This window comes from Candidatus Protochlamydia amoebophila UWE25 (assembly GCF_000011565.2).
Lineage (GTDB): Bacteria > Chlamydiota > Chlamydiia > Chlamydiales > Parachlamydiaceae > Protochlamydia > Protochlamydia amoebophila.
This window is the reverse complement of record NC_005861.2, coordinates 1,085,414-1,112,408: the sequence shown is the minus strand read 5'-3', so window position 1 is coordinate 1,112,408 and position 26,995 is coordinate 1,085,414. Positions and strand designations below refer to the sequence as shown.

Annotated in this window: 18 protein-coding genes and 1 pseudogene; 10 read left to right on the top strand and 9 right to left on the bottom strand. The window is 34.7% G+C overall.

From position 1 onward, the window contains the following. Window positions 1-103 precede the first annotated feature (103 nt). The 5 genes from PC_RS04335 to PC_RS04315 all read left to right on the top strand — a co-directional run bounded on the left by PC_RS04335 (window position 104) and on the right by PC_RS04315 (window position 12,477). Entirely contained in the window at window positions 104-2,509 is a 2,406-nt protein-coding gene (locus PC_RS04335) for a hypothetical protein (protein WP_011175449.1), read from the top strand. Between the two features lie 126 nt (window positions 2,510-2,635). Next, window positions 2,636-3,949 carry a YihY/virulence factor BrkB family protein gene (locus tag PC_RS04330; RefSeq protein ID WP_052278648.1) on the top strand — a complete coding sequence of 438 codons (1,314 nt, stop codon included), beginning with the start codon at window positions 2,636-2,638 and terminating at the stop codon, window positions 3,947-3,949. 777 nt (window positions 3,950-4,726) lie between these two features. Then, window positions 4,727-6,148, top strand: coding sequence for an ATP-binding cassette domain-containing protein (locus PC_RS04325; RefSeq protein WP_011175446.1), 1,422 nt, complete (start codon window positions 4,727-4,729; stop codon window positions 6,146-6,148). Window positions 6,149-6,323: 175 nt separating this feature from the next. Next, a complete protein-coding gene (locus PC_RS04320; protein ID WP_011175445.1) occupies window positions 6,324-7,937 on the top strand; it encodes an efflux transporter outer membrane subunit in 1,614 nt (537 codons plus the stop codon). 493 nt (window positions 7,938-8,430) lie between these two features. Next, on the top strand, window positions 8,431-12,477 hold the full coding sequence (locus PC_RS04315) for a hypothetical protein (protein WP_011175444.1): 4,047 nt from the start codon (window positions 8,431-8,433) through the stop codon (window positions 12,475-12,477). Window positions 12,478-12,700: 223 nt separating this feature from the next. Here PC_RS04315 and PC_RS04310 read toward each other — a convergent pair whose 3' ends face one another. Continuing rightward, window positions 12,701-13,039, bottom strand: a complete 339-nt coding sequence (locus PC_RS04310; RefSeq protein WP_011175443.1) for an RNA recognition motif domain-containing protein — start codon at window positions 13,037-13,039, stop codon at window positions 12,701-12,703. Between the two features lie 526 nt (window positions 13,040-13,565). Here PC_RS04310 and mutM point away from each other — a divergent pair. The 4 genes from mutM to ribH are packed head-to-tail and all read left to right on the top strand — an operon-like array spanning window position 13,566 to window position 16,817. Beyond that, on the top strand, window positions 13,566-14,396 hold the full coding sequence (mutM, locus tag PC_RS04305) for a DNA-formamidopyrimidine glycosylase (RefSeq protein ID WP_011175442.1): 831 nt from the start codon (window positions 13,566-13,568) through the stop codon (window positions 14,394-14,396). A gap of 20 nt (window positions 14,397-14,416) precedes the next feature. Next, complete coding sequence (locus PC_RS04300; protein WP_011175441.1) at window positions 14,417-15,022, top strand: riboflavin synthase; 606 nt, start codon at window positions 14,417-14,419, stop codon at window positions 15,020-15,022. 7 nt (window positions 15,023-15,029) lie between these two features. Beyond that, window positions 15,030-16,268 carry a bifunctional 3,4-dihydroxy-2-butanone-4-phosphate synthase/GTP cyclohydrolase II gene (locus PC_RS04295; RefSeq protein WP_011175440.1) on the top strand — a complete coding sequence of 413 codons (1,239 nt, stop codon included), beginning with the start codon at window positions 15,030-15,032 and terminating at the stop codon, window positions 16,266-16,268. Between the two features lie 30 nt (window positions 16,269-16,298). After that, on the top strand, window positions 16,299-16,817 hold the full coding sequence (gene ribH / locus PC_RS04290; RefSeq protein WP_011175439.1) for a 6,7-dimethyl-8-ribityllumazine synthase: 519 nt from the start codon (window positions 16,299-16,301) through the stop codon (window positions 16,815-16,817). Window positions 16,818-17,149: 332 nt separating this feature from the next. On the opposite strand, the gene PC_RS09900 is transcribed toward ribH, so the two are convergent. After that, window positions 17,150-19,111 (bottom strand): leucine-rich repeat domain-containing protein, encoded by a 1,962-nt coding sequence (locus PC_RS09900; RefSeq protein WP_011175438.1) that lies wholly within the window; start codon window positions 19,109-19,111, stop codon window positions 17,150-17,152. Window positions 19,112-19,204: 93 nt separating this feature from the next. Here PC_RS09900 and PC_RS11960 point away from each other — a divergent pair. Continuing rightward, window positions 19,205-19,337: pseudogene (locus PC_RS11960) on the top strand (IS982 family transposase); the annotation flags it as partial. A gap of 142 nt (window positions 19,338-19,479) precedes the next feature. On the opposite strand, the gene PC_RS04280 reads toward PC_RS11960, so the two are convergent. From PC_RS04280 to PC_RS04250, 7 genes are all read right to left on the bottom strand, one after another. Then, window positions 19,480-19,866: a hypothetical protein gene (locus PC_RS04280; protein WP_011175437.1), complete on the bottom strand. Its 387-nt coding sequence runs from the start codon at window positions 19,864-19,866 to the stop codon at window positions 19,480-19,482. 115 nt (window positions 19,867-19,981) lie between these two features. After that, on the bottom strand, window positions 19,982-20,683 hold the full coding sequence (locus PC_RS04275) for a hypothetical protein (protein ID WP_011175436.1): 702 nt from the start codon (window positions 20,681-20,683) through the stop codon (window positions 19,982-19,984). 51 nt (window positions 20,684-20,734) lie between these two features. Further along, on the bottom strand, window positions 20,735-21,490 hold the full coding sequence (locus PC_RS04270; RefSeq protein WP_044044936.1) for a caspase family protein: 756 nt from the start codon (window positions 21,488-21,490) through the stop codon (window positions 20,735-20,737). 297 nt (window positions 21,491-21,787) lie between these two features. Further along, window positions 21,788-22,891 (bottom strand): chorismate synthase, encoded by a 1,104-nt coding sequence (aroC, locus tag PC_RS04265; RefSeq protein ID WP_011175434.1) that lies wholly within the window; start codon window positions 22,889-22,891, stop codon window positions 21,788-21,790. Next, entirely contained in the window at window positions 22,881-23,429 is a 549-nt protein-coding gene (locus tag PC_RS04260) for a shikimate kinase (RefSeq protein WP_052278647.1), read from the bottom strand. The genes aroC and PC_RS04260 overlap by 11 nt, the downstream gene beginning before the upstream one ends. After that, a complete protein-coding gene (gene aroA, locus PC_RS10360; RefSeq protein WP_079890403.1) occupies window positions 23,426-26,221 on the bottom strand; it encodes a 3-phosphoshikimate 1-carboxyvinyltransferase in 2,796 nt (931 codons plus the stop codon). Before aroA ends, PC_RS04260 begins: the two co-directional genes overlap by 4 nt. A 146-nt stretch (window positions 26,222-26,367) precedes the next feature. After that, complete coding sequence (locus PC_RS04250; RefSeq protein ID WP_011175431.1) at window positions 26,368-26,970, bottom strand: hypothetical protein; 603 nt, start codon at window positions 26,968-26,970, stop codon at window positions 26,368-26,370. Window positions 26,971-26,995 lie beyond the last annotated feature (25 nt).

The window sequence follows — 26,995 nt, the reverse complement described above, 5'->3', positions numbered from 1 at the left end:
TATTAACAACAATTAAATTATCCTTATTAAATAATCTTTGCGTTGACTTTTAAAAAAAAGTTTTTATAATTTTTTATTTTATTTATTATACAAGGGGCCAAAAATGAAAATTCATGGATTAATTCCTTTAGAAAGGTTGATGAACCAAATTCAAAACGATATTGCTAATGGGAATTTAGCTAAAGCAAATTTAAAAATGCTTGCAATTCCCATTTTCGAAGCTGCTGGATGTATTTGTGTAATAGGAAATATTCTTTTTAAATCAGTACAAAATGAAGGATTTAAAAGAAATCCGGAACCTTTTTATCGTCTTTTAGGGAAAGCAGGATTGTTGGCTTTTAATATTTTATTCGGCCCTTATTATATGCAAAGAAATCCCAAAGCATGTTATCAATATCACGTTTATACTGGATTAATCTCTGATAATCGAATTGTACCGTCAAGCAATTCAGCTTCTCTTTCTTCACCAATCTGTATTCCTAGATCTTCATCTTCATCCTTTATTACCCCCACAGGATCTAATATTACGCCCACAAGATCTGAAAAACAAATTCCACGTAACTCAATAAGGCAAGGTTCAATCGCTGTTACTTCACCTGATTCTACTGATATGCAAAAACTTACGATGCCAACAGTTAATCCAGCCACAGAAGGATTATCAGCTAAAAATTCTACTCCTCATTCAATAAATGCTATTTCAATAGAAATACCACAAGTTTTGCCTACTGCAACGCCAGCTCGAGCAAATCAACCTAACTCAAAAAGCATTGAATTACCCAATATTACAGTTGAATTACCCAATATTACATCTGTAACAACTCTACATCAACAAGTAACTGTATTAGAAACAAATGCATATGTAGATTTGAAAGCAAAAGTTACCCAATCTAATGATTTTTATCAGAGTTCTTTTAATTTAGCTGAAGACCAACCGGTTTCTCCAACGGCTCCTCGAAATTATCTTGAAGAAACACCTTCTTTGATAGCTGAAAAAGAAGGTATGAGAGTCGAAAATTTAGTTGATAATTTCCAAACAGAAACAAATTCTATCCCTTCAACTCTAGAGGCACTGAAGGAACCTGCTACTGTAACAGAGACATGTTTACCAAATGCTAATTTGAACCCAAAATTTCCTTTACATCAAGCTACAGAAGAGCCTGCTATAAAACAAATTAGGCCGATCAAGACGACTTCATCCAGTGACCAAACTTCTAAACAGGTAACGGAAGTTTCTTCTCAAGTGACTGCTTCTACCCCTTCCACCACTTCACCTGTCAATCTTAAGCCTATAAGTTCAGATTTTTTTGATTTGCCAAGCTCTTTTTGGGATTCAAATTTACCTTCCGCTAGTACTGCTACCAAGACACTCATTGAAACTCCTATTTTTTCTACCCCTCAAAAAGATAAAATAAAATCTAAAACAAAAAGACCCCCTTCAAGCCCAGAAAAAGGAACTGAATTAAAGACCGTATTAAAAACCGAAGAAGATAAAGTCATAGAAATTCAAAATTCTATCAACTGGTCATTGCGTTGGCTAACATCATTAAAAATTGATCCTACACAACGCTTTCAGTTAAAAGTTAAATCTACCGCTATTCAAACGAAAGATTATGGAAAAATTTCGAAACGAGTTTTAGAATTTAAAAAATTGGAAAAACCAACTGATATAACAGTTATAAAAGGAAAATTCCTGGAATTAATTCAATCTAGTAATTTTAGCAAATCTGTATTGGATCAATGCTCTTATGATCAACTTAAGAACTTGTATGAAAATTTAAATATTATCAAAAATCACATAGATGATTCTAGATTGATTATTCCAAAGTTATGTCAAGATTTAGAAAATCGTATGATCGATAAAACAATTCAAAAATTTGCAAGTAGCGATACTCTTAACTTTCAATTACATCGTTTAATCTCCTCAATGTTGTCTAGACTTTACCCTTCGCAAGGTGTTCCAGAAGGAAGATCTGAGGGCCCAAGCCAACGTCTAATGCGACAAAATAATCCATCTAACACCCTAGATAAATTAGACGAATTTTTTTATCAAGACGTTGATCCATCCTCTTTTACTATTTTTGAATCTTATGCCATTCTTAAAAGAATTTTGATGCGAATATCAGGACCAAATGATGAGGACAGTCAATTTAAACACATTACGGCCATTTTTAGTGACCTTAGAGATGCAATATCTAAAGATGCGTTCATTAATAAAGTGGTAGAAATTTCAGATTTGACAAAGCGTGCCTTTGTCATAGATCTTCTTTCTTTGCTTTATGGAACGTTGCAACAAGTTTGGTTGCCAGAAGAGGAAGAGAAATTAAAAAAAGACGTTTATAATCCTGACGTTCAGCGCAATACGGCTAATGCAATGCTAACAGGAGGAATGATTATCGCTTCATTATTTTGTCCAACTCATTCCTACATAGTGTCACATGATATTTTAATTGATGTATTACTCGACTACCCTAAGCAATTTAAACGACTTAAAGCATCTTTTTCCATATAAGCTGTTTATTAAGCGAATAGAAGTTTATTTCTATTCGCTTAATATTAAGGGAATCTTCGAAAAGTTTATTGACAAAGTCCTTATTGCATGTAATGTTAGAATCCTAATTTTAATATTAAAAAATTTATGACTGATAGTCAACAGCACATACATTCAAGTCCTTCTCCTGAAAAATTTATTTCTCCTTCTTTTTTTAAAAGGTGTTTTCGCGTTTTAGTTAATACCTGTAAAGGATTTATTGATGATGATTGTTATGCTAAAGCTTCTGCTTTGACATTTTATACTTTATTATCAGTTGTTCCTGTTTTGGCGGTTTTATTTGGAATTGCTAAAGGATTTGGATTTGAAAAAGCTTTAGAATCAGAGCTTAACCAACAATTTCTTGAACAAAAAGAGCTTGTCGAAAAAGTGATCGAATTTGCTTATACATGGTTAAAAACTGTTCAAGGCGGTGTCATAGCAGGGATTGGAACTTTAACCTTACTTTGGACAGTTTTTGGGCTTTTGAATAATATTGAAATGGCTCTGAACGCCATTTGGAAAACCAGGCACACACGTCCCTATAGCCGAAAAATTAGCGATTACTTAGCAGCCATGCTTGTGGCTCCTCTTTTTCTCGTCACTTCAAGTAGTATAAATGTTTTTATCAATACACAAATCACTCAAACAGCACATAATAATATTATCGTAGAAGCACTTAGTCCGTTTCTTTTTTATCTTTTAAAGCTTTTCCCCTATTTTTTGGGCTGGCTCCTCTTTACTTTTGTCTATTTATTCATGCCTAATACAAAAGTTTATTTAAGATCCGCTTTGATTGCAGGTATTGTCGCAGGAACAGCTTTTCAAATTTGGCAATGGATTTACATTAAATTCCAAATTGGGGTTGCTAGCTATGGAGCTATCTACGGAAGCTTTGCAGCTTTACCCCTATTTTTAATTTGGCTCCAATTTAGCTGGAATATTTTGCTAGCTGGCGCTGAAATGGCCTTTGAAATTGAAAATGATTTATTTCTTCCTGCAAGGCGTCTCACTCCCCTTTCTAATAAAGCTATTGCTTTACTCATTACTTATCGATGTGTTGAAGCTTTTGTAAAAAATGAAATGCCTTTAACTGATCGAGCTTTATCCCATGAATTAGGCATGTCACTTAATCACCTACAACTTGTTTTGGAGGCTTTACAGAGCGATCGCATTTTATCTGCAATCTCTTTTCATGATAAAACAATTGGTTATCAACCGGCGCGAGCAGTGGAAAGTATTACAACGAAAAAAGTTTGCGATGCCATAGACAAGAGTGAAAGGTTAATGGCCTCAGTACGCCCTTCCCCTCAAATGGATAGGATTAATAATTTTTTAAAATTGATTGATGAATCTATAGAAAACGCTTCTGATAACCAATCACTTTATACCTATGTTTCTCAAAAGGCTGATATGAATTAAATCCAATCTTGATGTATAGATTAAACTTTTAATTTTACTAATTTACGGTTATGAATAAGTTTTCAATTTGTACTACATAATATGAAGTTGATTTTAAATTTTTCTGAAAGATCACACAAATAAAGTTGATGTGCTCGAAAAAACATATTAATCTTAATATTTTTTGTAAATTCTCATTATCAATAAAGTTATAATCAATTAATTTTATTAACTAATTTTATAATCTTACAAATTTATTAAAATAAATATATTTTTATATTTATTCCCATGTTAATATTATTTAAAATTTAAATAAAATATTAAACTTTAATTAATAAATAATATTTTACATACAAAGAATTCAACAAAAAAAATTGATAAAAACATTTACTAATAAATTATATATTTAATTATCTAATTTTTAAAGAAATATAAAGGCATAAAGAGGGGCAGAAGTAGGCAAAACTATTAATATAAAAATTTAAAAATGAAATTATTATGTTTCAAAAAAGATAGTCATAAGTATTTGATAGTTAAGGAATTAAAATTTTAAATCATAACTTGTCGATAAGTTGAATGAATGATAAAGTGTTGTTGTCATTTATTTTCAATAAGCCCATAACTTTATAAAATTTTGTGGTAGAAGCATTATAGCTAAATATTTTATAGAACTTAATAGAGGAAGAAATGATAATAACAGGCATAAATATATAAGTATTATTTTAATTTTTCTATATAATTTTTTTTGAAAGATTCTAAATAAAAACACATTTAAATAGCGGCTTAGCAAAACATTTTATGTTTAATACCTCCTCCTCTACTCCGAAGACACTTAAGCAATTTTGGATCCTTTTAACAAATCGCTGGGCATTTGGATGCTTTGCCCTCCTCACTTTTCAACAACTTATCGAAGCTTCATCAACAATTTGGCTAGTAATAATTGTTAAAAAAATTACAGCGGGAGAAGCTTTTTTTTCTTATTTATTTATCTATCTTACTTCCTTAGTATTTCCCTATATTCCCGGTTGTATGGCGAGCATTATAAAAATTTCTTGGCGCCAGGAAGCTCAACGCTCTTTCATCAATGCATTTGTCTCGTCTAATCGCAATCAAATTGGTGAATGGAATAATAAAGGAATAAGAGAAGAAAAACTTTCTATTCTAACTGCAGAAGCTCCCAACGCTTTACAAACTCTAATCGATTATGTTTATGATTTGTATGCCTATGTGATTAGTGTGTTTTTTAACATCTTTGCTCTGTCAATTGTCGTCGAGCCTTTGTTTGGACTAGCGTATGCTATTAGTGTTTTAACAGTTTTGGTTGTGATGAAAGCTAAACGACGCTTGCAAAGGCGTTTAACGAAAAAAGCTTTAACAGCCCGGATAGATCTTTATCAATCTTTATTGGCTGCGTGGGATAATGTATTATTAGGCAACCGGTATAATTTTAAATTGTGGGAAGATAGAACGACCCAACGTTTAAATCGATGTTTGCAAAAGAACGTAGATTTAGAGCGATTTGATCAAGTTTTAGCAATTGTTATCTCTTTACTGACCTGCATTCCTTCACTTATCGTTGTTGTTTACCATGTTTACACAAATCGTCATAGCGTAGCTAATTTAACAGCATTTTTAGTCACTCTCCCTATCCTTTTTAATATCTTATCTTATACTTATCAAACCCTTAGCTTAATTTTCCGCTGGACAATGCATCGGAGTAAGCTACTATCAATTTATAAAACCATTCAACCCGCTACTGATGCTCAACAAATGATGGAGAAAAAAATCAAATGGTCAAAAATTCAATTAGATGCTTCTAATTTACCTAAAACTGACCATGTGTCTTTATCAGTCCCTCCAACCTTAAGTTCCCACTTAGATTTGTTAACTTTCACTCAACAATCTGGTCGAATTACATTAAGAGGTGAAAATGGAGCAGGAAAGTCAACAGTCCTTATGCTTGTAAAAAATGCACTTTGCGACCGAGCTTTTTTTCTCCCGACACAAAACCAGCTAAGCTTCATTTCTGAGACAAATAAATATTCTACAGGCGAGTCTTTGCGAAGTAGACTCTTAGAAATTATTGACAAGGTTGATGTAGATGTTCTTTTGCTTGACGAATGGGATGCTAATTTAGACAAAGACAATCGCGAAAGTTTATCAGCGTTAATCGATGAACTTGCTGAAAAAAAATGTGTCATCGAAGTTTGTCATCGATAAACTTTTTTTAGATGTTTTTAAACCTAAATTTTGTTTTTCCGCGAAATAAACTTTTTACAAAACTATATTTCCTTTATATGTTAATTTCATTAATTGGTTGCTTACCTAACCATTTCCAAAACGTAATTTTAGTAACCAAAACAAATCTATAAACGAACTCGAAACGTAAGTTAACATGCAAGTTATCAAATTTTTTATTTTTCCCACTTTAAATCGTTTTTTAATTCTGCTGTTGATTTGTGTAAGCTTTCAAAGTTGCCGATTAATTGCCCCATATCAAGCCCCTCTTATAACGACTCCTCAGGTCTGGAAAAATGCAAGTAAGATAAGCACCCCTGAAAAATGGGAAAAGGATTCCGTTAATGAAGGCCCTTCCAATTTAGCAAAGAAAGAAACATCAAGTTTTAATCAAGAGCAAGAGCAACGTTTCGAACAATCAAAAAAAGATTTAGATTACTGGTGGGAAATTTTTGATGATCCTATTTTGAATAAGTTAGAAGAGCAGGCTTTGGAATTAAATCATACTCTTGGGGCAGCATTCGAACGGGTGATACAATCTCGGGCAATTGCTCGTATTGATCGAGCGTCTCTGTTTCCTACTGTCAATTTTTCTCCTTCTTATGCACGATCTGGAATGTTACAAAAAAACGCCCTTGGAAAAGCGATTCCTTCTTCCCAACAAAACAATCCACCAGATGCAATGTTCAGCAATTTACCTCAGACTGTTCGAGGTATTCAATCTCAATATTTTTTATCCTTTGATTTTAACTACGAATTAGATTTATGGTCTAAGCTAACCAACACCTATGAATCAGCTATTTTTCGATCTCAAGCATCTACTCAAGCTTATTTAAGCATTTTACTAACGTTAACAGCTGATATTGCTTCAAACTACTTCCAATTGCGTGATTTAGATTCTCAACAAGCAATTTTACAAAGAACAATTGAAGCAAGACAAAAAGCTTTTGATATTAATCAAGCACGCTTTAATGCTGGTTTAATTGTTTATTCTGATGTCAGTCGAGCTAAAGTAGAGCTTGCAAGAGCTCGCTCAGATCTTGCCAACATCCAACGTCTTCGAAGTTTACAAGAAAATATTATTGCAACTTTAACCGGAACCCCCGCCACTGTTTTTTCTATCAAATTTAACCCCATTAATGCTCTTCCACCTTCCATCCCAACGGGGCTCCCTTCTGAACTTCTTTACAGAAGACCAGACATTGCGGAAGCTGAAAGAAATCTTGCAGCTTCTTACGCGGAAATTGGAATTGCTTATGCTTCTTTTTTTCCCACAATGAATTTAAATGCGGGTTTTGGACTTGAAAGCCCGTTTGTTCATTCTTTAATTTCTTGGAAAGCTCGGCTTTGGGAAATTGGTTTGAATCTAATACAAACTGTTTTCGATGGAGGAAGAAATTGCGCCAACTTAGCTTTCACAAAATCTCGTTTTCGAGAGACTCTAGCTAATTATCAAGAAAATGTATTAATTGCTTTTCAAGATGTAGAAGATTCATTAGTTAATCTCCGTCAAAAAGCCTTACAAGCAGAAGCATTAGAAGCTGGTGTGAAAGCTGCAAAAGAAACCCTTAAATTATCTCAAATGCGCTACGAAAGAGGTCTTATTAATTATTTAGACGTTGTGGATGCTGAACGCACTCTTCTGGAAACAGAACAAAATACTGTTATTGTACTAGGTGAGCGATATATTTCAACAATTCGTTTGATCAAAGCTTTAGGAGGAGGATGGAATACCCAATTTTATAATCCTAAATGCTGGGAAACAGATTAAACCATATAGGATAAAAAATAAATTAAAAATTTATTAAACTTAATTCCATTAGCAAGCTTTTAATTCTAAGAATAACTAAATTTCTTTTAATTTTTATTAAATTACTTCATTTTTATACTTAAGTATTATTAATTTATCTTATTTAAGATTTTTTTCTCACAATTAAAATCTCACATTGCTACGAATTTAGCCCCATTTAATCAAAACCAAATAAATAGTTAATCAAATCTTAACATCGATTGACATTTAAGATTTTGTAAATTATCTTATAGCTTCTCTCAAAGAGGAAAATTGTTTTTATACATAAGTGGATTCGAAAACTAAAATTTTGGCTAAGCTGACAATCTAGATTTGGAGTTGTTAAGCATTTCATCTGTACATACACGAACGTTAGAATATATTTCAAAGACGGTAAAGAATAGCAACTTAGCCAAAGTCCATTTTTTAAATTTACCTGTATAATAAAAGGTAAAACTTTATAAGGCTACAGTTCATGCGCTCTTTTTTTTCATACCGTTTATCGTATCTATTATTGTTTTTTTGCATTCTTCTCGGAATTGGATTAATCACTTTGCCTTCCATTATAAGTTCTGAATGGGGTAAAAAACAGGTTGTTACTTGGATCAATCGTTCGATTCCTGGCCAAATTGAAATAAATTCTTTAAATTTGCGGTGGGGAAAAGGGCAAATTATTGAAGGAATATTGCTTAAAGATCCAGAAGGTCGCTCTGTTATCGGAATTGAAAAATTTTCTACCGATGCTGCTTTCTGGCAATTTTTACTTGGAAGTACAGATTTAGGAGAAACCCATTTACAAGAATTAAATGTGGCAATTGTCACTGATAATAAGGGAGATAGTAATCTTCAAAGAGCATTTGGTTATGACCGCCATGTAGAATATGCACCTTTGCCACCAACCACAATCTTACTTTCTGATGTGAATGGAACAATTTCTTTTTTCTCTAAAGGAAAACCTTTAGCTGCTCATCTGAAAGGTAATACTAAACAAGAAAATCTTTCAGGAAATTTTGAAATTGACATCACATTACCTGGACTCAAAGCCAGTAACTGGGAAAATTTATCTATTAATGCTCAAAATTATTTAACTATAGATGGAAGCAAAGATGCTCATATATATGCAAAAATTGTTAATTTCCCCGTTGAGTTATTAGATCGCTTTATAGCATTAAAAATGCCCGGCTTAAATACAGTTTTTTATTCTTTATTTGGAGATCGTCTCAATTTACAAATTAATAAAGAACCGAGCTCTGAAGGACTAGCATTTCATTTGAATGCTTTATCACCTCAAATGCAAGGAGATGTCAAAGGAAAAATTTCTAAAGGAGTCTTCAGCCTTCGAGAACCTGGTCGATTCACTCTCAATCTAAGACCCGAATCTATCAACCTTTTTACACCTCATTATTTTCAACTCCTTGAATCATCGCAACTAAAGCTATTAGTTTATGATTTTCATCTCCCCCTTACTTTTTTTGATTCCAATAGCATGATCGATCCATGCCAAATAGCTTTTAAAACCCAAGCAGAAATTCCCACCATTTTTTTAGAATTGCCTTCAATCGGAGAAATTAAAGTTTTTTCTTTAAAAACAGCTCTAGAATCCACCCTTTGTGCCCCAACGGCTAATTTACAATTAATTGGTCAAGGACAACTCGAACAAGAAAAATTCGATCTCCGTTTTGAAACGGTAGTCGTTAAACCAGAAAATTGGCAGGATTTACAAACTGAACTAAAAAAAGAAATGGAATCTTCCTTAAAGATTTCTAATTTTCCTTTAAAATTAGTTCCTTTTTTAGAAGACCACCCAGAATTAATCAAACAAGCAGGTTCCTTTGCCGACCTTCAATTTTCAATTAAAGCAAAAAATGAAGGTGAATTTTCTTTATCTTTATCTATACAAACCCCGCAAATTGTTCTTAATCAAGCCCAATTTAAAATTGGAAAGGAGATTAAGCTAATCTCGCCTTTAAATTTAAGTTGGATTTTTCCTTCAGATTGTTTGAAATCAATGTTTTCTTCAGAACAATTTGCTCTAGATCAACCCTGCCCAGTTTTAATTACAATTAACAAATTGCATATTCCATTAAATGGTCAAACAAATAGCCGCTTACAATTAGAATCAACGATAAAACTGATCCAACTTTCTTATCTTACTGATTTAGGAACCGTACAATTAAAAGACATTCAATTAAAAATAGATGGCGATAATTTCTCTACATTTCAAACTCACTTATCATCGCAACTTTCTTTTTTAAAAAACGATGGGTTTTACTCTCCCCTTTTAAACAGACCTGTGCAATTTAATCTATATACTCTTGCACAAATGGAAAGCCATAATCATCTTAATTTTCCATTTTTATTACTTCAAATGCAAAATTCAAACTTTAAGGCTGAAATTGAAGGAAGCCTAATGAATGAGGTGCTTGCTTTAACAAAACCCTTACAGATTAATTATTTGTTAGTGCCGGAGGCTTCTCAAGAACTAAGTGCAGCTTTTCAGCTTGGTTTACCGAAACTTAAAAAACCTTCTTTTATTCAATTAACTGCAGAACCAACTCAAGTCAATCTTGAATCAAAGAATCTAAGTAGCCTATTGTTAAACGGTAAACTTAGCATCGATCGGATTGAGACAGAAGAAAAAAAACAGGGAACATTATTAACACTTGAGCAGTTGCAAGTTGATTATTCTTTGCAGGCGATGAAAAATATTGCTCAGTTTGATTTAGAGGGATTAGCATATACTGAGGGTCAAAAACAAAAAAACAGTCAAATCGATGCAAAAATTATTGTTAATAACTGGTTGTCCCCCAACTTTGAAATTGATTTAAATCATTCTTCAACAGATATTACAACGGATATTAGATGCCTATCCACCAAATTTTTCAGTGCTCTGCTCAATCTCAGGGATTTAACTCCACTAATTGGGCCTCAGTTGGATATAGATTTAAAGACACTCATTGCTCCGGATCGCCAAATACCGACTTATTGGGATCTCTTCTTTGATAGTGATAAATTGCATGCAAAAGCACGCTTGAGAATTGATAAATTTATTACTTTATATGAATCAGCTAATCCTTCAGGAGAAATACGCTGGACAATAACACCGGAAGCTTACCAACATCTCCAAACTATTTTTTCTTCTGACAAAATGACCTCCTTAACTTTGTCGGGTCCTGTCACACTTAAAGGAAACCTTAGCCATTTATTAATTCCTTTTCCTTGCTATACCTCAGAAAATTTAAAAAAAGGAATGATTGATTTTGAATTCACTACAACACCTATTAAGTGGAAAGAACACCCTACACTTCTCCCTTTTTCCGTCCAAGGACAAGTTAAAAGTCGAGATCTCATTGAAAGCATTGATATTAATTTAACTTCTACTTCTTCCGATTCTTCTTTCGCAATAGATGGAAAAATTAGCCAATTATTTACTTCAGAAGGAACGTTAAAAAATTGGCAGGAAGTTAACATTCAATCTCAGCTCAAAGCTCGAAAACTTCCTTCATTATGGATTCAAACCTTGTTATTCCTAAATGATAAGCAGTATCAGCGTTTAAATGCCCTTGTTGGGGAACATATTGACGCAAAGATTCTGTGTGATCTCAAACACTTAACAGGCCCTCTTCAACTTGAACTTGAGGGAACAAACGGACATGTAAAATTGAATGGACTATTGAATCAGGGGACCCTCACTTTATTAGAGTCATTTAATTGGGAAATACAAATGACTCCTCTGCTTAGTCAAACACTTTTAGAAGACAGTATGCCTTTACTAAGCTCTGCTATTAAAGCCCAACATCCCATTAATTTGCAGATTGCTCCTACAGGTTTTGCTTGTCCTCTATTTCCCTTTGATTTGAATAAAATTTCTATTGAAAAAGGATCTGTGGAGCTAGGGAAAGTTAGTTTTCGCAACGAAGGTGAATTAAAAAACACTTTAGATTTAATTCGACCTATTTTGGAAAATCCCTTTACCATTTGGTTTACTCCTCTTTATTTTAAATTAAATAAAGGAATTTTAAATTTAAAAAGATTAGATTTTCTAGTTGGCAACCAATATCACCTAGCAAGCTGGGGAGAAATTGATTTAACGCAACAGAAAATGAACTTAGTACTAGGATTAAGTGCGCAAGCCTTAAAGTTTGCTTTCAACATTCCTGGATTAGAAGATAATTATTTATTACAAATTCCTATAAAAGGAAGAAAAGGAAGTGTTGAAATTGATAAAAAGCGAGCGGCAGGTAGGATCAGCGCTTTAGTTGCACAGTTGAATGGGGATCCAAAAGCTAAATTGCTTGGAAACGTATTAGACGCTGCCATGTCTAATCTTCTCGATGCGACACCACCTGCTCCCACCACTATTCCTTTCCCTTGGGAAAAAGATTTTAACGAAGCAAAAACAAATAACAATGAGAATTTGTCTGACGATGAAAACAAAAAATTCTTTGATTTGAATCCTAAAGGCCTTATAAAAGAAGTGGAAAAAGGAGTTTCTAACTTTTTAGATAAATTCATAAAATAAAAAACCGTGCCAGACTAATTTGTATCTAAGCATCTAATTTTTTTAGAATCTATTAAAATTAAGTATTGATTTTCCTTAAAAACAAAATCTTCTTGTCTTTTTCTTATGTAATAGAATAAGCATTCTATTGAAATCAATTTAAGTTTAGCTCAATAAAAAAGGCAAAAGTAATAAACTTTTGCCTTTTCTAATCTATATGAGTTGATTAGTCAGAGATGTTGAATTACGAACGGTAATTAGAACGTCTGTCGCCGCCGAAAGATGATCTGTCTCTATCTCCACCACCGAAAGAACGTGGCTCTCTTCTTTCGCTACGATCTCTTTCTTGCGCTAAGCTTACACGCAAACTACGATCAACTAAAGGCTTGCCATTTAATTCGCGAATAGCATTTTCTGCATCGTTTGCACTTTCCATTTCTACAAAGCCGAAGCCTTTAGATTTGCCTGTCATTTGATCAGTAACGATCTTGGCGCTAACAACTTTACCGAAAGCTTCGAAATGAGCTTTAAGCTGCTCTTCCGATGTTTTCCAAGAAAGGTTACCAACAAATATTTTCTTCATATAATTCTCCATAGGATTTAGTTAACAAGGGGTCTAACTTGTGCTTATTCAGCTCCCCTCGACTCTGAACAAGGACATGCCTTTTTGCCTTGGCAAAAAAGCCTTTACTGCAGAAGTATAAGCAAGGGGGAAACAAGTTATCTTATACTGAGCTTAATAGATCCATTGGGAAAGATGCGACATCGCTATCAATTCTAATAGGGCTCAAAAAGTATACTGTGAACCTCTTTGCGCTATACAAACCGTATGCGTAAAGGGTATGTGATAATTGACTGAACTACCTCAACTCATGTACTGATTAAATTGTATCATTTTTTTCTTTTTAGTCTAGAATAATGTCAAAAGATTCACATAATATTTAAAATATTAAAAAAATCGAATTTTGAAAGAAGTCTTTTTCTTAAAATGATACAATTCATAAAAGATTCCCTAAATCCCTAAAATTGGGCAAAATTTCCTTTGTAATTAAATTCTATTTTGCAGCTAATCAATAATTAAAAATGATTGTAACTAAAATGAATTAACTATGCCTGAACTCCCCGAAGTCCATACCATTGTCCAAGATTTGAAACAAAGTAGGCTTATTGGTAAAAAAATTATTTCTACAGAAATTTTTTGGCCTAAAACGCTTGCAGTACCTACACCTGAAATTTTCTGTCAGCAAGTCCAAGGTCAATCTATCCAAAATGTTGACAGAAGGGGTAAATACATCATTTTTCAACTTTCCAATCAGATGTTCCTCATTGTTCATTTAAGAATGACAGGCCGGTTTCAATTTGTTACAAGCCAAACCCCAGCCTCTCCTTACGTTCGAATACAATTTAATTTTGAAAATGGCGATCAGCTTCGTTTTCATGATACACGCAAATTTGGTCGTTGGTATTTAGTTTCTGATGTAGAGGAAATTATAGGACACTTAGGTCCCGAACCTTTACTTTCCTCTTTTACATTCGAACTATTTGAAGATATGATGAAAAATCGAAAAACTTTATTAAAAAGCTTACTACTAGACCAAAGTTTCATTGTAGGTCTTGGTAATATTTATGTGGATGAAGCTCTGTGGGAAGCAAAACTACATCCTTTGATTCCCGCCAATCAAATAAATCTAAAACACCTAAAGATTCTTTATCATAGCATTAAATATGTCCTTGAAAAAGGGATCCAAGCAAGAGGAACAACGCTTGGACCTGGGCGAACACACTATTATCGCTTAGATGGTTCAAAAGGAGAACACCAAACTCTTTTAAATGTCTTTCGAAAAACTGGACATCCTTGTCCTCGATGTGGTCATTTAATTGAAAAGCTAATTGTCGCGCAGCGAAGTACACACATTTGCCCCATCTGCCAAAAAAAATGATACAAGCTTAAAAGGAATTTATGTTTACTGGGTTAGTAGAGGAAGTGGGATGTCTCACAAAGATTGAAAAACGGGGTGATGGAATTCGTTTTCAGATTGAAGCATCAAAAATTTTAGAAGATATTAAAATTGGAGACTCAATTAACGTTAGTGGCTGTTGTCTAACTGTTGTAGAATATTTCAAACAATCATTTTCTTGTGATTTAGTCGCGGAAACCCTGCAACGAACTTATTTTCATCACTTATCGATAGGGGATTTTGTAAACCTCGAAAGAGCCATTAAATATAGCGACCGCTTAGGAGGCCATCTTGTACAAGGCCATATTGACGATATAGGACGCATTATTTCCTATTCAACCTTAGAAGGGGGGGCTTACTGGGTAACAATCAAAATTTCTCCTCCTCTCTTGCGCTATGTTGTTCACAAAGGCTCTATTACTATAGACGGTGTTAGCTTAACTATTGCTGAAATTGGCGCAAGCCATTTTTCCTTTGCTATGATTCCACATACTGGTCAATGCACAATATTGGGAAGAAAAGGAAAAGGTGATTTAGTTAATGTAGAAGTAGATTTAATGGCTAAATATATTGAAAAATTGATGACTCCCTATCACAACCAAGGATAATGAATTCATGAAAACCTATCGATTAGAAGATGCGCTTTTAGCCTTAAAAGAAGGAAAATTTGTTATTGTTGTTGACGATGAAAATAGAGAAAATGAAGGAGATTTGATTTTAGCTGCAGAAAAAGCACATCCAAGTTCATTGGGATTTATGATCAGGCATACTACAGGCATTATCTGCTTAGCCATGAAAGGACAACGTCTAGATGAATTAAAACTCCCTCCAATGGTTACAGATAATACAGATCGTAAACAAACAGCTTTTACAGTCTCTGTTGATTATTTGCATCAAGGTGTAACAACTGGAGTTTCGGCTGAAGATAGAACTAAAACAATTTTATCTCTCATTCACCCTCATACAAAACCAGAAGATTTAGGCCGCCCGGGACATATCTTCCCTCTTCGTTACAAAGAAGGGGGCGTTCTAAAAAGGGCAGGTCACACAGAAGCTGCTGTTGATCTGACAAACTTAGCCAAACTTTATCCGGCAGGTATCCTTGCAGAACTTATCAATGAAGATGGTTCCATGATGCGTTTACCAGAATTGGAGAAATTTTCCGACCTTCATCAAATTCCCATTATTACGATTGCAGAGCTTATTCGTTTTAGAAGAAGGCATGAAAAATTAGTGAGCTGTTTTTCACAATCCCCTATTCCTACTCCATTTGGAGATTTTAACGCTTATGTTTATGAATCACAATTAGATGGAATTCAACATATTGCATTAGTGAAAGGCGAAATAAAAAATCAAAAAAACATTCTTGTAAGAATGCATTCGGAATGCTTAACTGGCGATGTTTTTGGTTCTAAACGATGCGATTGTGGCTCCCAGCTAAAACTTGCCATGGAAAAAATAGAGCAAGAAGGACGAGGAGTGATTATTTATTTACGAGGGCATGAAGGAAGAGGAATTGGAATTGGTCATAAATTAAAAGCTTACAATCTTCAAGATCAAGGGAAAGACACATTAGAAGCTAACCTTGAACTAGGTTTTCCAATTGATTCTCGCGAATATGGAATAGGAGCCCAAATTTTAGTTGATTTAGGATTATCGACAATCCGATTAATGACAAATAATTTAGCTAAATATAATGGGCTAGCAGGGTATGATTTAGAAATTACTGAAAGGGTGCCTTTACCTGTTTGTGTAACAAAAGAGAATAAACATTATTTACAAACTAAAAAAGACAAACTCGGTCATTTGATTGACTTAAGTGAAGATAAATTAGAAATTCATCATTCGACGTAACTTTTTCTTTAAATAAACAGGAATCATTAGATGAAAGAATATAAGGGTAAATTAAATATTTCAAAAGCTCGTATTGGAATTGTTATTTCTCGTTTTAACGAAACCATAACCAAAAATCTTCTTGAGGGGTCCTTAGATGAATTAGAAAGATATGGAATATCAACACAAAACCTTCCTGTTGCTTGGGTACCTGGTGCTTTTGAAATTCCTTTAATTGCAAAACAAATGGCCCTTTCAGGAGAATTTGATGCCATTATTTGTTTGGGAGCTATTATTCGTGGGACCACCCCCCATTTTGACTATGTTGCTAGCCAATCTGCTGCAGGAATTCTGAATGTTTCTTTAGAAATTAATCTTCCGGTTGTATTTGGAATCTTAACAACGGATACGGTGGAACAAGCCATGGAACGCTCAGGAGTGAAAATGGGAAATAAAGGGCGGGAAGCCGTTCAAACAGCCATAGAGATGATAGACTTGACTGATCAACTCTCTTTGCTTAGAAATCATCCCCATTCTTCGACTGCCAATAATACTTCTGTTTGTAAATAATAACTAATAAATGGTATTTAATTAATAACAGGAAAATTTATATAAAATTACCATTTTTTATAATAAAATAATATAAAAACAAAAATGTTCATATGAATCCTCTTAGGAGTTTTCAATCTAGTTATGGCAATGGAGAGACATCAGAAAAAATAAAAAAACCAACCCATAACCGCTTTTCTTTCTATTTGCAAGCGGATCCGACATAAAATCCAAGCTCTAAACTTCGTTAACTTGTGAAGCTTTTATCTGCGCAAGCCTTTTCCCAAATCCTCGCCTTCGAGCTGCTTTTTTTTAACTTTTAGTTCATTTCCCGGTAAAGCTTAAAAAGTTTCTTAGTGTATTATAGCTGCTAAGAATTTAAAATGCGCTAATCCAGCGTCCGTGAGCCCATCACAATAGCTCAAATCTAAATGCTGTAAAGCCACTAAGGGCCTCAAATGCGTTAATCCAGCGTCCGTGAGCCCATCACAATAGCTCAAATCTAAATGCTGTAAAGCCACTAAGGGTGTCAAATGCGCTAATCCAGCGTCCGTGAGCCCATTACAATAGCTCAAATCTAAATGCTGTAAAGCCACTAAGGGCCTCAAATGCGCTAATCCAGCACCCGTGAGCTTATAGCCTCCACTCAAATTTAAATGTTGTAAAGTCTCTAAGGGTGTCAAATGCGCTAATCCAGCGTCCGTGAGATTACGGCACCTAGCCAGAACTAAATGCTGCAAAGCCGTCAAGGGTGTTAAATGGGCTAATCCATCGTCAGTGAGTTTACTGCATTGGCTTAGATCTAGATGCTGCAAAGCCGTCAAGGGTGTTAAATGGGCTAATCCATCGTCAGTGAGTTTACTGCATTGGCTTAGATCTAGATGCTGCAAAGCGGTTAAGGGTGTCAAATGGGCTAATCCTGCATCGGTGAGATGATAGCATTCGCTCAAATTTAGATGCTGCAAACCCGTTAAGAGTTTCAAATGGACTAATCCAGCGTTCGTGAGATTACGACACCTTTTCAGATCTAGATGCTGCAAAGTCGTTAAGGGTGTTAAATGGGCTAATCCTACGTCAGTGAGCTTATCGCATCCACTCAGATCTAGATGCTGCAAAGCGGTTAAAGTTGTTAAATGCGCTAATCCTGCACCGGTAAGTTCCCAGAATTCTCTTAGATCTAGATGCTGCAAACCCGTTAAGAGTTTCAAATGGACTAATCCTGCATCGGTGAGTTTATCGCAAAAGCTTAGATTTAGATGCTGCAAAGCCGTTAAGGGTGTCAAATGAGCTAATCCTGCATCGGTGAGTTTATAATAGCACCTGCTTAGATTTAGATGCTGCAAAGCCGTTAAGGGTGTCAAATGAGCTAATCCTGCATCGGTGAGTTTATCGCAAAAGCTTAGATTTAGATGCTGCAAAGCCGTTAAGGGTGTCAAATGAGCTAATCCTGCATCGGTGAGTTTCCTGCAATCGCTTAATTCTAAATGCTGCAAAGCCGTTAAGGGTGTCAAATGCGCCAAACCATCGTCCGTAATAACCTGACATTTCTCTAAATGGAGTACTTTTAAATTTTTACAATCTTTTAATGCTAAAAGATGGGCATCTGTTAAATAAGCATTGTCTGAAAAATTAAATGCTTCTATCTCATTTAAGAAGTGCTTTATAATTTTTTCAAACTCCGTCAGTTGAGAGGTCTGATTTAATAAGGCGCTCACAACGGTCAATTCTAAATAGTTCTTCAATGTACTTAATTGATAGCGATGTGCAAAATTTAAAAGTTCTTTTAATGCGACTAAACTCTCTTCAGTGGAACTAAATGGTTCAAATTCCTGTGTTCGGTATCCCTCAATCAGCTGTTCTTCTAAATTTTTCACCACTTCTGTTAGTTCATAATAATCGGCTAGTTGAATGGAAGAAGTGATCTCTTCCAAAGGAACTTTAAAATTAGCATCCATGACACAATTAAGCAGATGCGTAAACTCCTTTTGTGTCAAAGCCAGAGGATGTTGAAGGGTTTCTTGAAAATTTCCTGACCAAAGAGTTTTAAAATAAAGGGATTTTTCCCTTAACATAGCTAACTGAGAATGAGAAATAGTCAGAGAAGTTCCCTCTTGAAAGCTTAGTTGAAGTTCTTCAGATGAAGAGGAAAAATCGTGAACTTGAATCGTTGGTGCACTAGTTTCTTCTATATTTGCCAAAGAATTGCCTAAGGGGATATCTTCATCTCTAGAAAGATCGCTAATTTCTTGAGATTGATAGTCAGAAGTGGTCATTGTATTGACAAGATAACTATAACTTAGAGTAGGAATATTCAAAATGACCATCCAAATGAGTGAAATAAATTTTTTAATTTATAAATATTTTAACAAAATTACATATAGCTAAAAATCATTGCAATAGTAATCTGAATTTTGGCTTTTCAGCTTAACTCTGTAAGTGTTGCTAATGTCTTCCATTGCCGAAACTTTACCAAAAGGGATTTTTGGGAAGTCATTTGGCGATAAGGGAGTGATTTCGAAAGCACTTTCAAAGGGGCTTTTTTAACAAGGTCTTGGACAATTGACGATTATAAGTTCGAATAGGAAGCAGGAGCTGAAATTTTTACATTAAGATGAGACAATAGATTCAAACTAGTCTCCATAAGTTTTGAGGGAGCCAATGCAATAAGCATCGCCCCCTTTCATTAAACCATGATCACAGAAATATTATGGTTTAGGTTGCGATTTTTGAAACCATCTACAGCTAAGCTTATTCCAATGGCTAAAATAGCGCCTGATAATAGATTGACTCGATAATGAGAAAAAGTATTAATTAATACCTGGCTCAAAGCAATGCTTGTCGCAATTTGAACCGCTGAATGGTACCAAGTCACAGTTGCATGTTGCTCAGCAGCAAACATTTTGCGAAATAAGGGAGTGGTTAGTGCACTAATTAACGTTGCAACAACTGCAGTGCCACTAACAGCTAGTGCTTGCTCGGCATTGCCATAAATAAGTGCATCAATGGCAAAAGTAATCACACCACTTTTTAACAAGCTTTCAGGAAAATCAGAAGGAAGACGGTTAAACATTAATTACCTCATTTATTTTTTATAATTATTTAATTACAAATTATATTTAAATATAAGTTTAATTTGCAATATTTAATTAAATAAAATTATAATTTTATTCATATGAGAAATAAACTTAGCGAGTCAAATCTTTTTTACGTCGCTCAAAAGCATCAAACCTCTCTCCAAATGACTGAGCAATTTCAGCCACATTTGTTTGGATTTGCTCTATGATTTTATCCGTCGGACCAACATGCAATCCTTTCTTTTCCCAAGTAATAGCTTGAAATGCCATGGCAGGATCTAAAACAAACCGTTGTAAACTTACTGATTCAAATAATCTTCCCTCACACGTCACAACATAACCTTTATCTATCGGATAAGCTAATATTTGAATTTGAAAAGCTGGTAAAGGGGGATGCCCGGGAGCAGCTAAAGTCACAGGATTAATGTTAAATTTTTTAAAGATTTGATCAACGATATTTTTTAAACTTTCCTCCGAGATAGCTAAAGGATCTGATTCAGGTTTGATAATAGAAACATAAACACCGATATTGCTAGACACATTCAGAAGATGATCTCCACCCTCCCACGTATTATTTCTAAACACGAGAATACCAGGATGTAAATAAGTGGCTTGCTGAGGAACTAAAGCTGGAGGTGAAGCAACGGGTTTTAAAGAAGAAAGAGTGGGATTAACAGTAGGTGTTATGGGAATGGGGTTTAAAGGTTCGAGGCGATTCGATCCTGTTATCGTTTGTGTTTGAGCAATCGCAGTTGCAGAAAACAGTAGGGCAAAAAAGCAAATTTTGTAAAAAAAGTTTGTGGTATTTCGCATAAGTACTCCTTGATAAGAAAAATAAAAATTTAATTTATCAAGAAATTGTTATCAATGGTTGATTTCACAAACAGGTATTTGCACTTGTTGAATGTAACCATTGGCTCTTTCTAAAACTTTTTTCCAACTAGGAAATTTTTGAGATATTTCTCTGTTTAAGCTAACGAGAAAACACTGTGAATATAATCCTCCAAAAGGAGATCCGTAAGAGAAATTTCCTGGACTGCAGCTACAAACAATAATATGCCCTTTTGCTCGGCAAAATAACTGGTTGTAACCAGAAGGATCTGTTTCTACTAAACGTAAATTGACAAAGATATTTTTATTCTCACCTAAAAAGCCTTTTTCAATGTAATTGTTGCAACAATCCCCTAAAACTAAAGAAAAACGGGGTTTTTTAGACCGAATAATTTCGTCAATCCATTTTAAATCCATTCCATGCTTATCAAGCTCAAATATTAAAAAAGGCCAAGGTGATTTTTTGTCTCGCGTTCGATAACCATGTCCAGAGAAAATGAACACTACGGCGTCGTCATGATTAACGGAAAAATTTTTTAAATAATCAACAATGAGTTGTTTGCGGAAACGTTTCCCTTCAAAAGTTATCTCTTTTAAAATCATATGCGTAGATTGAGCAATCATCTGCAGTTCTTTTTGCCACCTTGCCAAATCTGGGACCGTAATGGAATTGATGTCATGAATCGTGTCAGCCACTAAAATTGTATGTAATGTAGCTGCCGAAATCATTTGTCCACAGCAAAATAAGCTTAAAAATAAAATAAAATACAAAGAAGGATTTTTTTTCATAAGAATTCCGCGAATGACTAAAAAATTTTGTTATTTTCCCAGTCGTTTTTTCTAACAGAATCGTTGATTTTAAGACGGCCAAGTAGGTTTTGTTATTTCGAGGCGTTTAAAACAAACAGAGGCATAAAAAGGCATGGGTAAATAAATTAGGGGTAAGCAATGCATCAACTTAAATCAATTAATAAAATAAATAGTATAAATTGATTTAACTTTATAAGTTTTTACAATAAAAGTTTTAAAATATCTATCTATTTAATTAAAAATAGATAAAATAAAGAACATCTATTGCTCAAAATTTCAATTCAGCTGACAAAATTTGCTCATCAAAAAAGCATCAACTAATACTAATGCCATCATAGCCTCAACAACAGGAACAGCGCGAATGGCAACGCAAGGATCGTGACGAGATCCAGTGGGTAAACGATAATCACAAATTTCACCTTTCTCATTCAAAGAAGTCTGCACCTTATTTATGCTTGAAGTTGGCTTAAAAGGGACTTTAATGATAATAGGCTCCCCTGTTGAAATTCCCCCCAAAGTTCCTCCAGCATGGTTAGTTACAAAAGAAATTTGATCATTTTGGATTCCAAATAAATCATTATGTTCAGTTCCTCTCATCTGAGAAGCCTTGAATCCCTCTCCTATCTCAAATCCTTTAGAAGCTGGAATAGACAGCATAGCTTTTGCCAAATTTGCCTCTAATTTTTCGTAAACAGGGTCACCCCATCCACAAGGAACATTAAAAGCCATTGCTTCAACAATCCCTCCCACAGAATCCCCCTCTTTTCTGGCTTCTTCTAAAACGCCTTTCATTTTTTCAGCAGCTGGTGAGGGAGAAAAAAGGGAACTATTGCGAATGGTTTGTTGCAATAAAGGCACGTTATTTACATGGTCTGATAATTCAATTTTTCCCTCTATTTCTCCTATGGAATAGAGATAAGCAACCACTGAAATTCCAACGTCTGATAATATTTTCTTTGCAATGGCTCCAGCAGCGACACGGCAAACAGTCTCTCTTGCTGACGCTCGGCCACCTCCTCGATAATCAAAAATCCCGTATTTATTTGAATAGGTATAATTTGCATGGCCTGGACGAAAAAGGGTATGCATTCCTTCATAAGCGCTGGAATTTACATCTTTATTCCAAATGATCAAAGAGATAGGGGCTCCAGTTGTTTGTCCATTAAATAAACCCGATAAGATTTCTACTTGATCTTCTTCTAGCCTTGGTGAAGTTAGTTCATTGCGGCCAGGTTTCCTCCAATATAGCTCTTGATTGATGTCCTGCTCAGTTAGAAAAATTCCAGAGGGACAGCCATCAATCACAACGCCCATCGCTTTTCCATGAGATTCCCCCCAAGTCGTCATTTTAAATAAATGACCAAAACTGTTAGATGCCATTATTTTCCTCTTTAACAAATTGAAGGCTCATGAGTAGATGAACAGAAAAATCGTTGTTCATAGATCCGTTCATATCGATAGTTTGGTCTGCCCAATTTTCATAAATTAACGTTCTGCTTGCATAGAGTTTTTTCAAAGATACATCCGAAGATTGTTCTTGAGAAATATAGGCTGGTAACTCAGTTTGACTGAAAATACGCTCTTTCCAGTTTGAAAAAGAAAGTTTCAAATAAATTAACCGACAATATTTTTTTAGCGCATTTCGATTTTGATCATTATAAATCACCCCACCTCCGGTTGCAATAATCACCTGTTTAGTTGGCTTTAAGTCATCAATGACATCCCTTTCTAAAGAACGGAAATAGGACTGCCCAAATAATTGAAAAATTTCTCGACATGTTAACGTAGGATGTTTTTGTTGAATTAGCCAGTCTGTATCAATAAAGGCATACTCAAATTTTTTAGCCAGCCATTGCCCCCATGTTGTTTTCCCACACAAAGGTAGACCAATCAAAGCAACGCTTCTTTTAGAAATCATGTAAACCGAGCCCCAAGTTTTTTTAAATCTTGAATAAAGTTGGGAAAACTCTTTTTGATGCAATCAATCCCTTTCACTTCAGTAATGCCCTCGCTAGCCAGCCCAGCTACGATTAAAGCCATTGCTAGACGATGATCATCATAACTCTCAACAATAGCCCCTCGCAAGTTAGAGTTACGAATCAGTAACCCATCATCTGTTTCCATAATTTGCGCCCCCATTTTTTTTAACTCAATAGTGATACAGCTCAATCGATTACTTTCTTTTTGTCGAGCAATTGCTGCATTGATTAAATGGGTCTCCCCTTTTGCAAAACAAGCAAGAACAGCTAAAATAGGAACAGCATCAATAAAGGGGTTGACGTCGATAGTTGTTCCCTTCAATAAAGCCCCTGGTAAAACTGTTAACGTGTGACTTGCCTGATCAATTTGAATATCAGCTCCCATTTCTTGGAGAACATGGATTACTTGTTTATCTCCTTGTACATCACTCATATCAACGTTATACAAAGTGATTTTTGATTGAGTTAAAATAGCTGCTGCTACAGGAAAGGCGGCAGCACTCAAATCGCCTGGAATATTTACCTCAAAATGAGGTCTTTGTTGAATGCCTTCAATCTTAAAGTATTCATAGTTTTGATTAATATAAGAAACTCCTAGACGGTTCAACCAGTGAAGAGTGAGGTCAATCCAAGGTTTTTCACCTGGATATTTAACGAAAATTTCTGTTGTGCCATGAATAAATGCTGATGCCATCAATAGAGCGGAGACGGGTTGCGAATCCTGTCCTTCTAATTCTGCTGTTCCTTCATAAATAGGTCCTTTGATAATTAAAGGGGCGTACCCATTCTCTCTTGTTGATTTGGCAAAAGCTCCCAAACATCTTAGCCCATCTAAAAGTGGTTGTGCTGGACGGTTAGAACAAATTGAATGATCGCCCGTGATGACAGTATATCCATGATTTAAGGCTGCAAATGCCCCCGCAAATCTTAGAACTTGACCTGAATTTCCAACATCAATTATCCCTGAAGGGGTTTTAGGTTGGCCAGCAACACCTGAAATTAAATACTCATCTTGAACCTGTTCAATTTTAGCTCCTAATGCTATAGCCGCCAACTTAGCATGTTCCACATCGGGAGAATCTAATAAATTTTTAACACGTGAAATGCCTTGAGTCATTGCCCCTAATAAAATAGCTCTAATTGAATGAGACTTTGAGGGAGGTAAAGAAATTTCTCCCGCTAAAGCGCTTTTTTGAACAGCAACTTTTTTTTGATTAAATGGCATTGGAAGTGCCTCTCGTATTGTTTGTTCAATAAGTTTTTGATCGAACTGTTTATTAAACCAAAAACCAAATTGAAAGGCAGCTTGATGGATAAAAAGTTCGATCCCGTGATGAATTTCGCAACCTTTTAAACGCGCTTTTTGCAAAAAAAGAGTCTCGAAAGGGTGTGAAATCACGTCTAAAGCAGTAATTTGTTGGGGAATCCAGTCAGCCGAAACAACTAGTGCATCCACATGAGGTGACATCCCCACAGAAGTCGTCTGAATTAGAATATCACATTCATTTTTTTTAGCCTCTTTAAGTTGTTCAAAGCCTCCCCACTTTACCTGAATCTTTTCAGCAACATCTTTAGCACGTAAAACTGTGCGATTTAAAATCGTAACTTCCGCTCCTCTTTTTTTTGCTTCATAAGCAATTGCCTGGGAGGTTCCTCCTGCTCCAAGTAAAATCAATTTCTTATCTTTTAAGTCTTCGACTTTTAGTGCTTTTAAAGCTCCGATTCCATCTGTATTAGTTCCGTTAATTATTGAAGAGCTGAACAAAAGAGTGTTACAAGCTAAATGACTCTCATCATCCATATTCAAAGCAAGAATTTTTTTTACTCGTTCTTTATGAGGCATTGTCACGCTAAATCCACGAACAGAAAAACGTTGGATATGCTGAAAAAACAATTCCAATTCTGTCTCTTCGACATCAAATTTAATATAAACAGCATTCTGATTTAAATGATCTAAAACAGCATTATGGGTCAAATGACTCAAACTTTTATCGATTGGATGTCCAATTAAACCAAAAATTTCCGTTTGCTGGCTAAGTTTTTTAAAGCGATAAGTTTGAAAAAGCGTTTGAAATGAAATCTGTCCAGGGGCAGATTCTAAGCCTTCTTTTAAAGAAGCAAATGTAAATGGTTGACCCGTTACTGGAGCTAAAATTCGCGTACACTGCCCCTTCATTCCGAGGCCGATTGTACACAGGCGCCTCGAATGTTTATTTTCTTGCTGAGCCATTTCAAGAAGTTTGAGAGAATCAATGATAGAATGGGTATAGCAAGCTAATTTATAATAATTTCCAGGCAAGGCATATAATTGATCTAAGCAGGTTTTTAGATGAGGTGTCTCCTTCACTTCGTGCCAAGAAATAATCCACTGTGTCTGAGGAGAAATTTTTTGAAGCTCTTGAAGCCATTCTAAAGGAATATCCGCTTCTATATCGACAAAGTCAGGCTGTCTTTTAGCTAACTCTTTAAAGATTAAAAACTGTTTTTGAATATTTCCTAAAAAATTTCCTCCTTGTGATTTTTTTCGAAGTGTCCAAATTAAAGGACGATGAGCTATCTCTTTTAATCTATCTAATTCTGCAAAATCAATTTTTAACAGCTTATCTAATCGAATTTCAATTAAGTCCACTTGCGAAGGAAGTTGTTGAATTTGATAGATAAACGCATCGCAGGTAAGATCAATTAAAGAGACACATAATTGACAAGAATGAAAAGAGGGCTTTTGTGCCATAAGATTCAATGCAATTAAAATCAATAAAAATTACTTAACTGCTAGAATACTTATCTCAGGGTTAAGTTTTCAATTGTTATTTTTTACAGCATTTTTGAATCAACTTTCGCCTGTAAATAAGAGAATGTTAATTCTTTATTACAATGTTAAGACGGTATTTTAGACAAGAGACGAAAAGATTCAATAAAATGTTTGTAATCAGCTATATCATAATCTCTATTTCTAGCAACGTAAGTTAACACATAAACAGTTTTATCTATCATAAAAGACTTTCCTTCAATATCAAATTCTTTATTGACAAGATGAAAATCAATAGCTGACTGCTCTTGGAAAATGGCGTCTCTTTGCTCTAAAAGATGGTTAGCTGGATCACTAGCAATTAACTCATCAATAACTGATCGAACAATTGCATTTTTATTGGTTGTATTGAAGTCTTGGGGATAAGTGATGACACTGATCATGAAAACGGTCCCATTAATTTTTTCAGCTGCATACATCGCATAACGACGTTTAACATCTGTATTAGGAACATTTACAGCTTCTTTAGCATATTGAGGCATAGAAGGAAATAAAACTTTAAAATCTCCTGATTCAGAAGTAAATTCTCTCCATTCTGCATAAGGAGGAACAATTTTTTCGCTTTGTGTTGGCCCCGGAAGCACTTTATAAGCATCTTTCATATTTGCAGCTAAAAAAATCACTCCCACCATCAAAATTGCAAAAATAGACATGATCACATTTTTATACATATTGCCTCAAAAAAACTAAAGATGC

Bases quoted from the DNA above. Each gene is read 5' to 3' on its own strand.
- PC_RS04295 (WP_011175440.1), top strand. From the start codon at position 15,030: ATGAAAACCTATCGATTAGAAGATGCGCTTTTAGCCTTAAAAGAAGGA.
- mutM (WP_011175442.1), top strand. From the start codon at position 13,566: ATGCCTGAACTCCCCGAAGTCCATACCATTGTCCAAGATTTGAAACAA.
- PC_RS04330 (WP_052278648.1), top strand. From the start codon at position 2,636: ATGACTGATAGTCAACAGCACATACATTCAAGTCCTTCTCCTGAAAAA.
- PC_RS04320 (WP_011175445.1), top strand. From the start codon at position 6,324: ATGCAAGTTATCAAATTTTTTATTTTTCCCACTTTAAATCGTTTTTTA.
- aroA (WP_079890403.1), bottom strand. From the start codon at position 26,221: ATGGCACAAAAGCCCTCTTTTCATTCTTGTCAATTATGTGTCTCTTTA.
- ribH (WP_011175439.1), top strand. From the start codon at position 16,299: ATGAAAGAATATAAGGGTAAATTAAATATTTCAAAAGCTCGTATTGGA.
- aroC (WP_011175434.1), bottom strand. From the start codon at position 22,891: ATGGCATCTAACAGTTTTGGTCATTTATTTAAAATGACGACTTGGGGG.
- PC_RS04270 (WP_044044936.1), bottom strand. From the start codon at position 21,490: ATGAAAAAAAATCCTTCTTTGTATTTTATTTTATTTTTAAGCTTATTT.
- PC_RS04335 (WP_011175449.1), top strand. From the start codon at position 104: ATGAAAATTCATGGATTAATTCCTTTAGAAAGGTTGATGAACCAAATT.
- PC_RS04325 (WP_011175446.1), top strand. From the start codon at position 4,727: ATGTTTAATACCTCCTCCTCTACTCCGAAGACACTTAAGCAATTTTGG.
- PC_RS04260 (WP_052278647.1), bottom strand. From the start codon at position 23,429: ATGATTTCTAAAAGAAGCGTTGCTTTGATTGGTCTACCTTTGTGTGGG.
- PC_RS04300 (WP_011175441.1), top strand. From the start codon at position 14,417: ATGTTTACTGGGTTAGTAGAGGAAGTGGGATGTCTCACAAAGATTGAA.
- PC_RS04275 (WP_011175436.1), bottom strand. From the start codon at position 20,683: ATGCGAAATACCACAAACTTTTTTTACAAAATTTGCTTTTTTGCCCTA.
- PC_RS04310 (WP_011175443.1), bottom strand. From the start codon at position 13,039: ATGAAGAAAATATTTGTTGGTAACCTTTCTTGGAAAACATCGGAAGAG.
- PC_RS04280 (WP_011175437.1), bottom strand. From the start codon at position 19,866: ATGTTTAACCGTCTTCCTTCTGATTTTCCTGAAAGCTTGTTAAAAAGT.
- PC_RS04250 (WP_011175431.1), bottom strand. From the start codon at position 26,970: ATGTATAAAAATGTGATCATGTCTATTTTTGCAATTTTGATGGTGGGA.
- PC_RS04315 (WP_011175444.1), top strand. From the start codon at position 8,431: ATGCGCTCTTTTTTTTCATACCGTTTATCGTATCTATTATTGTTTTTT.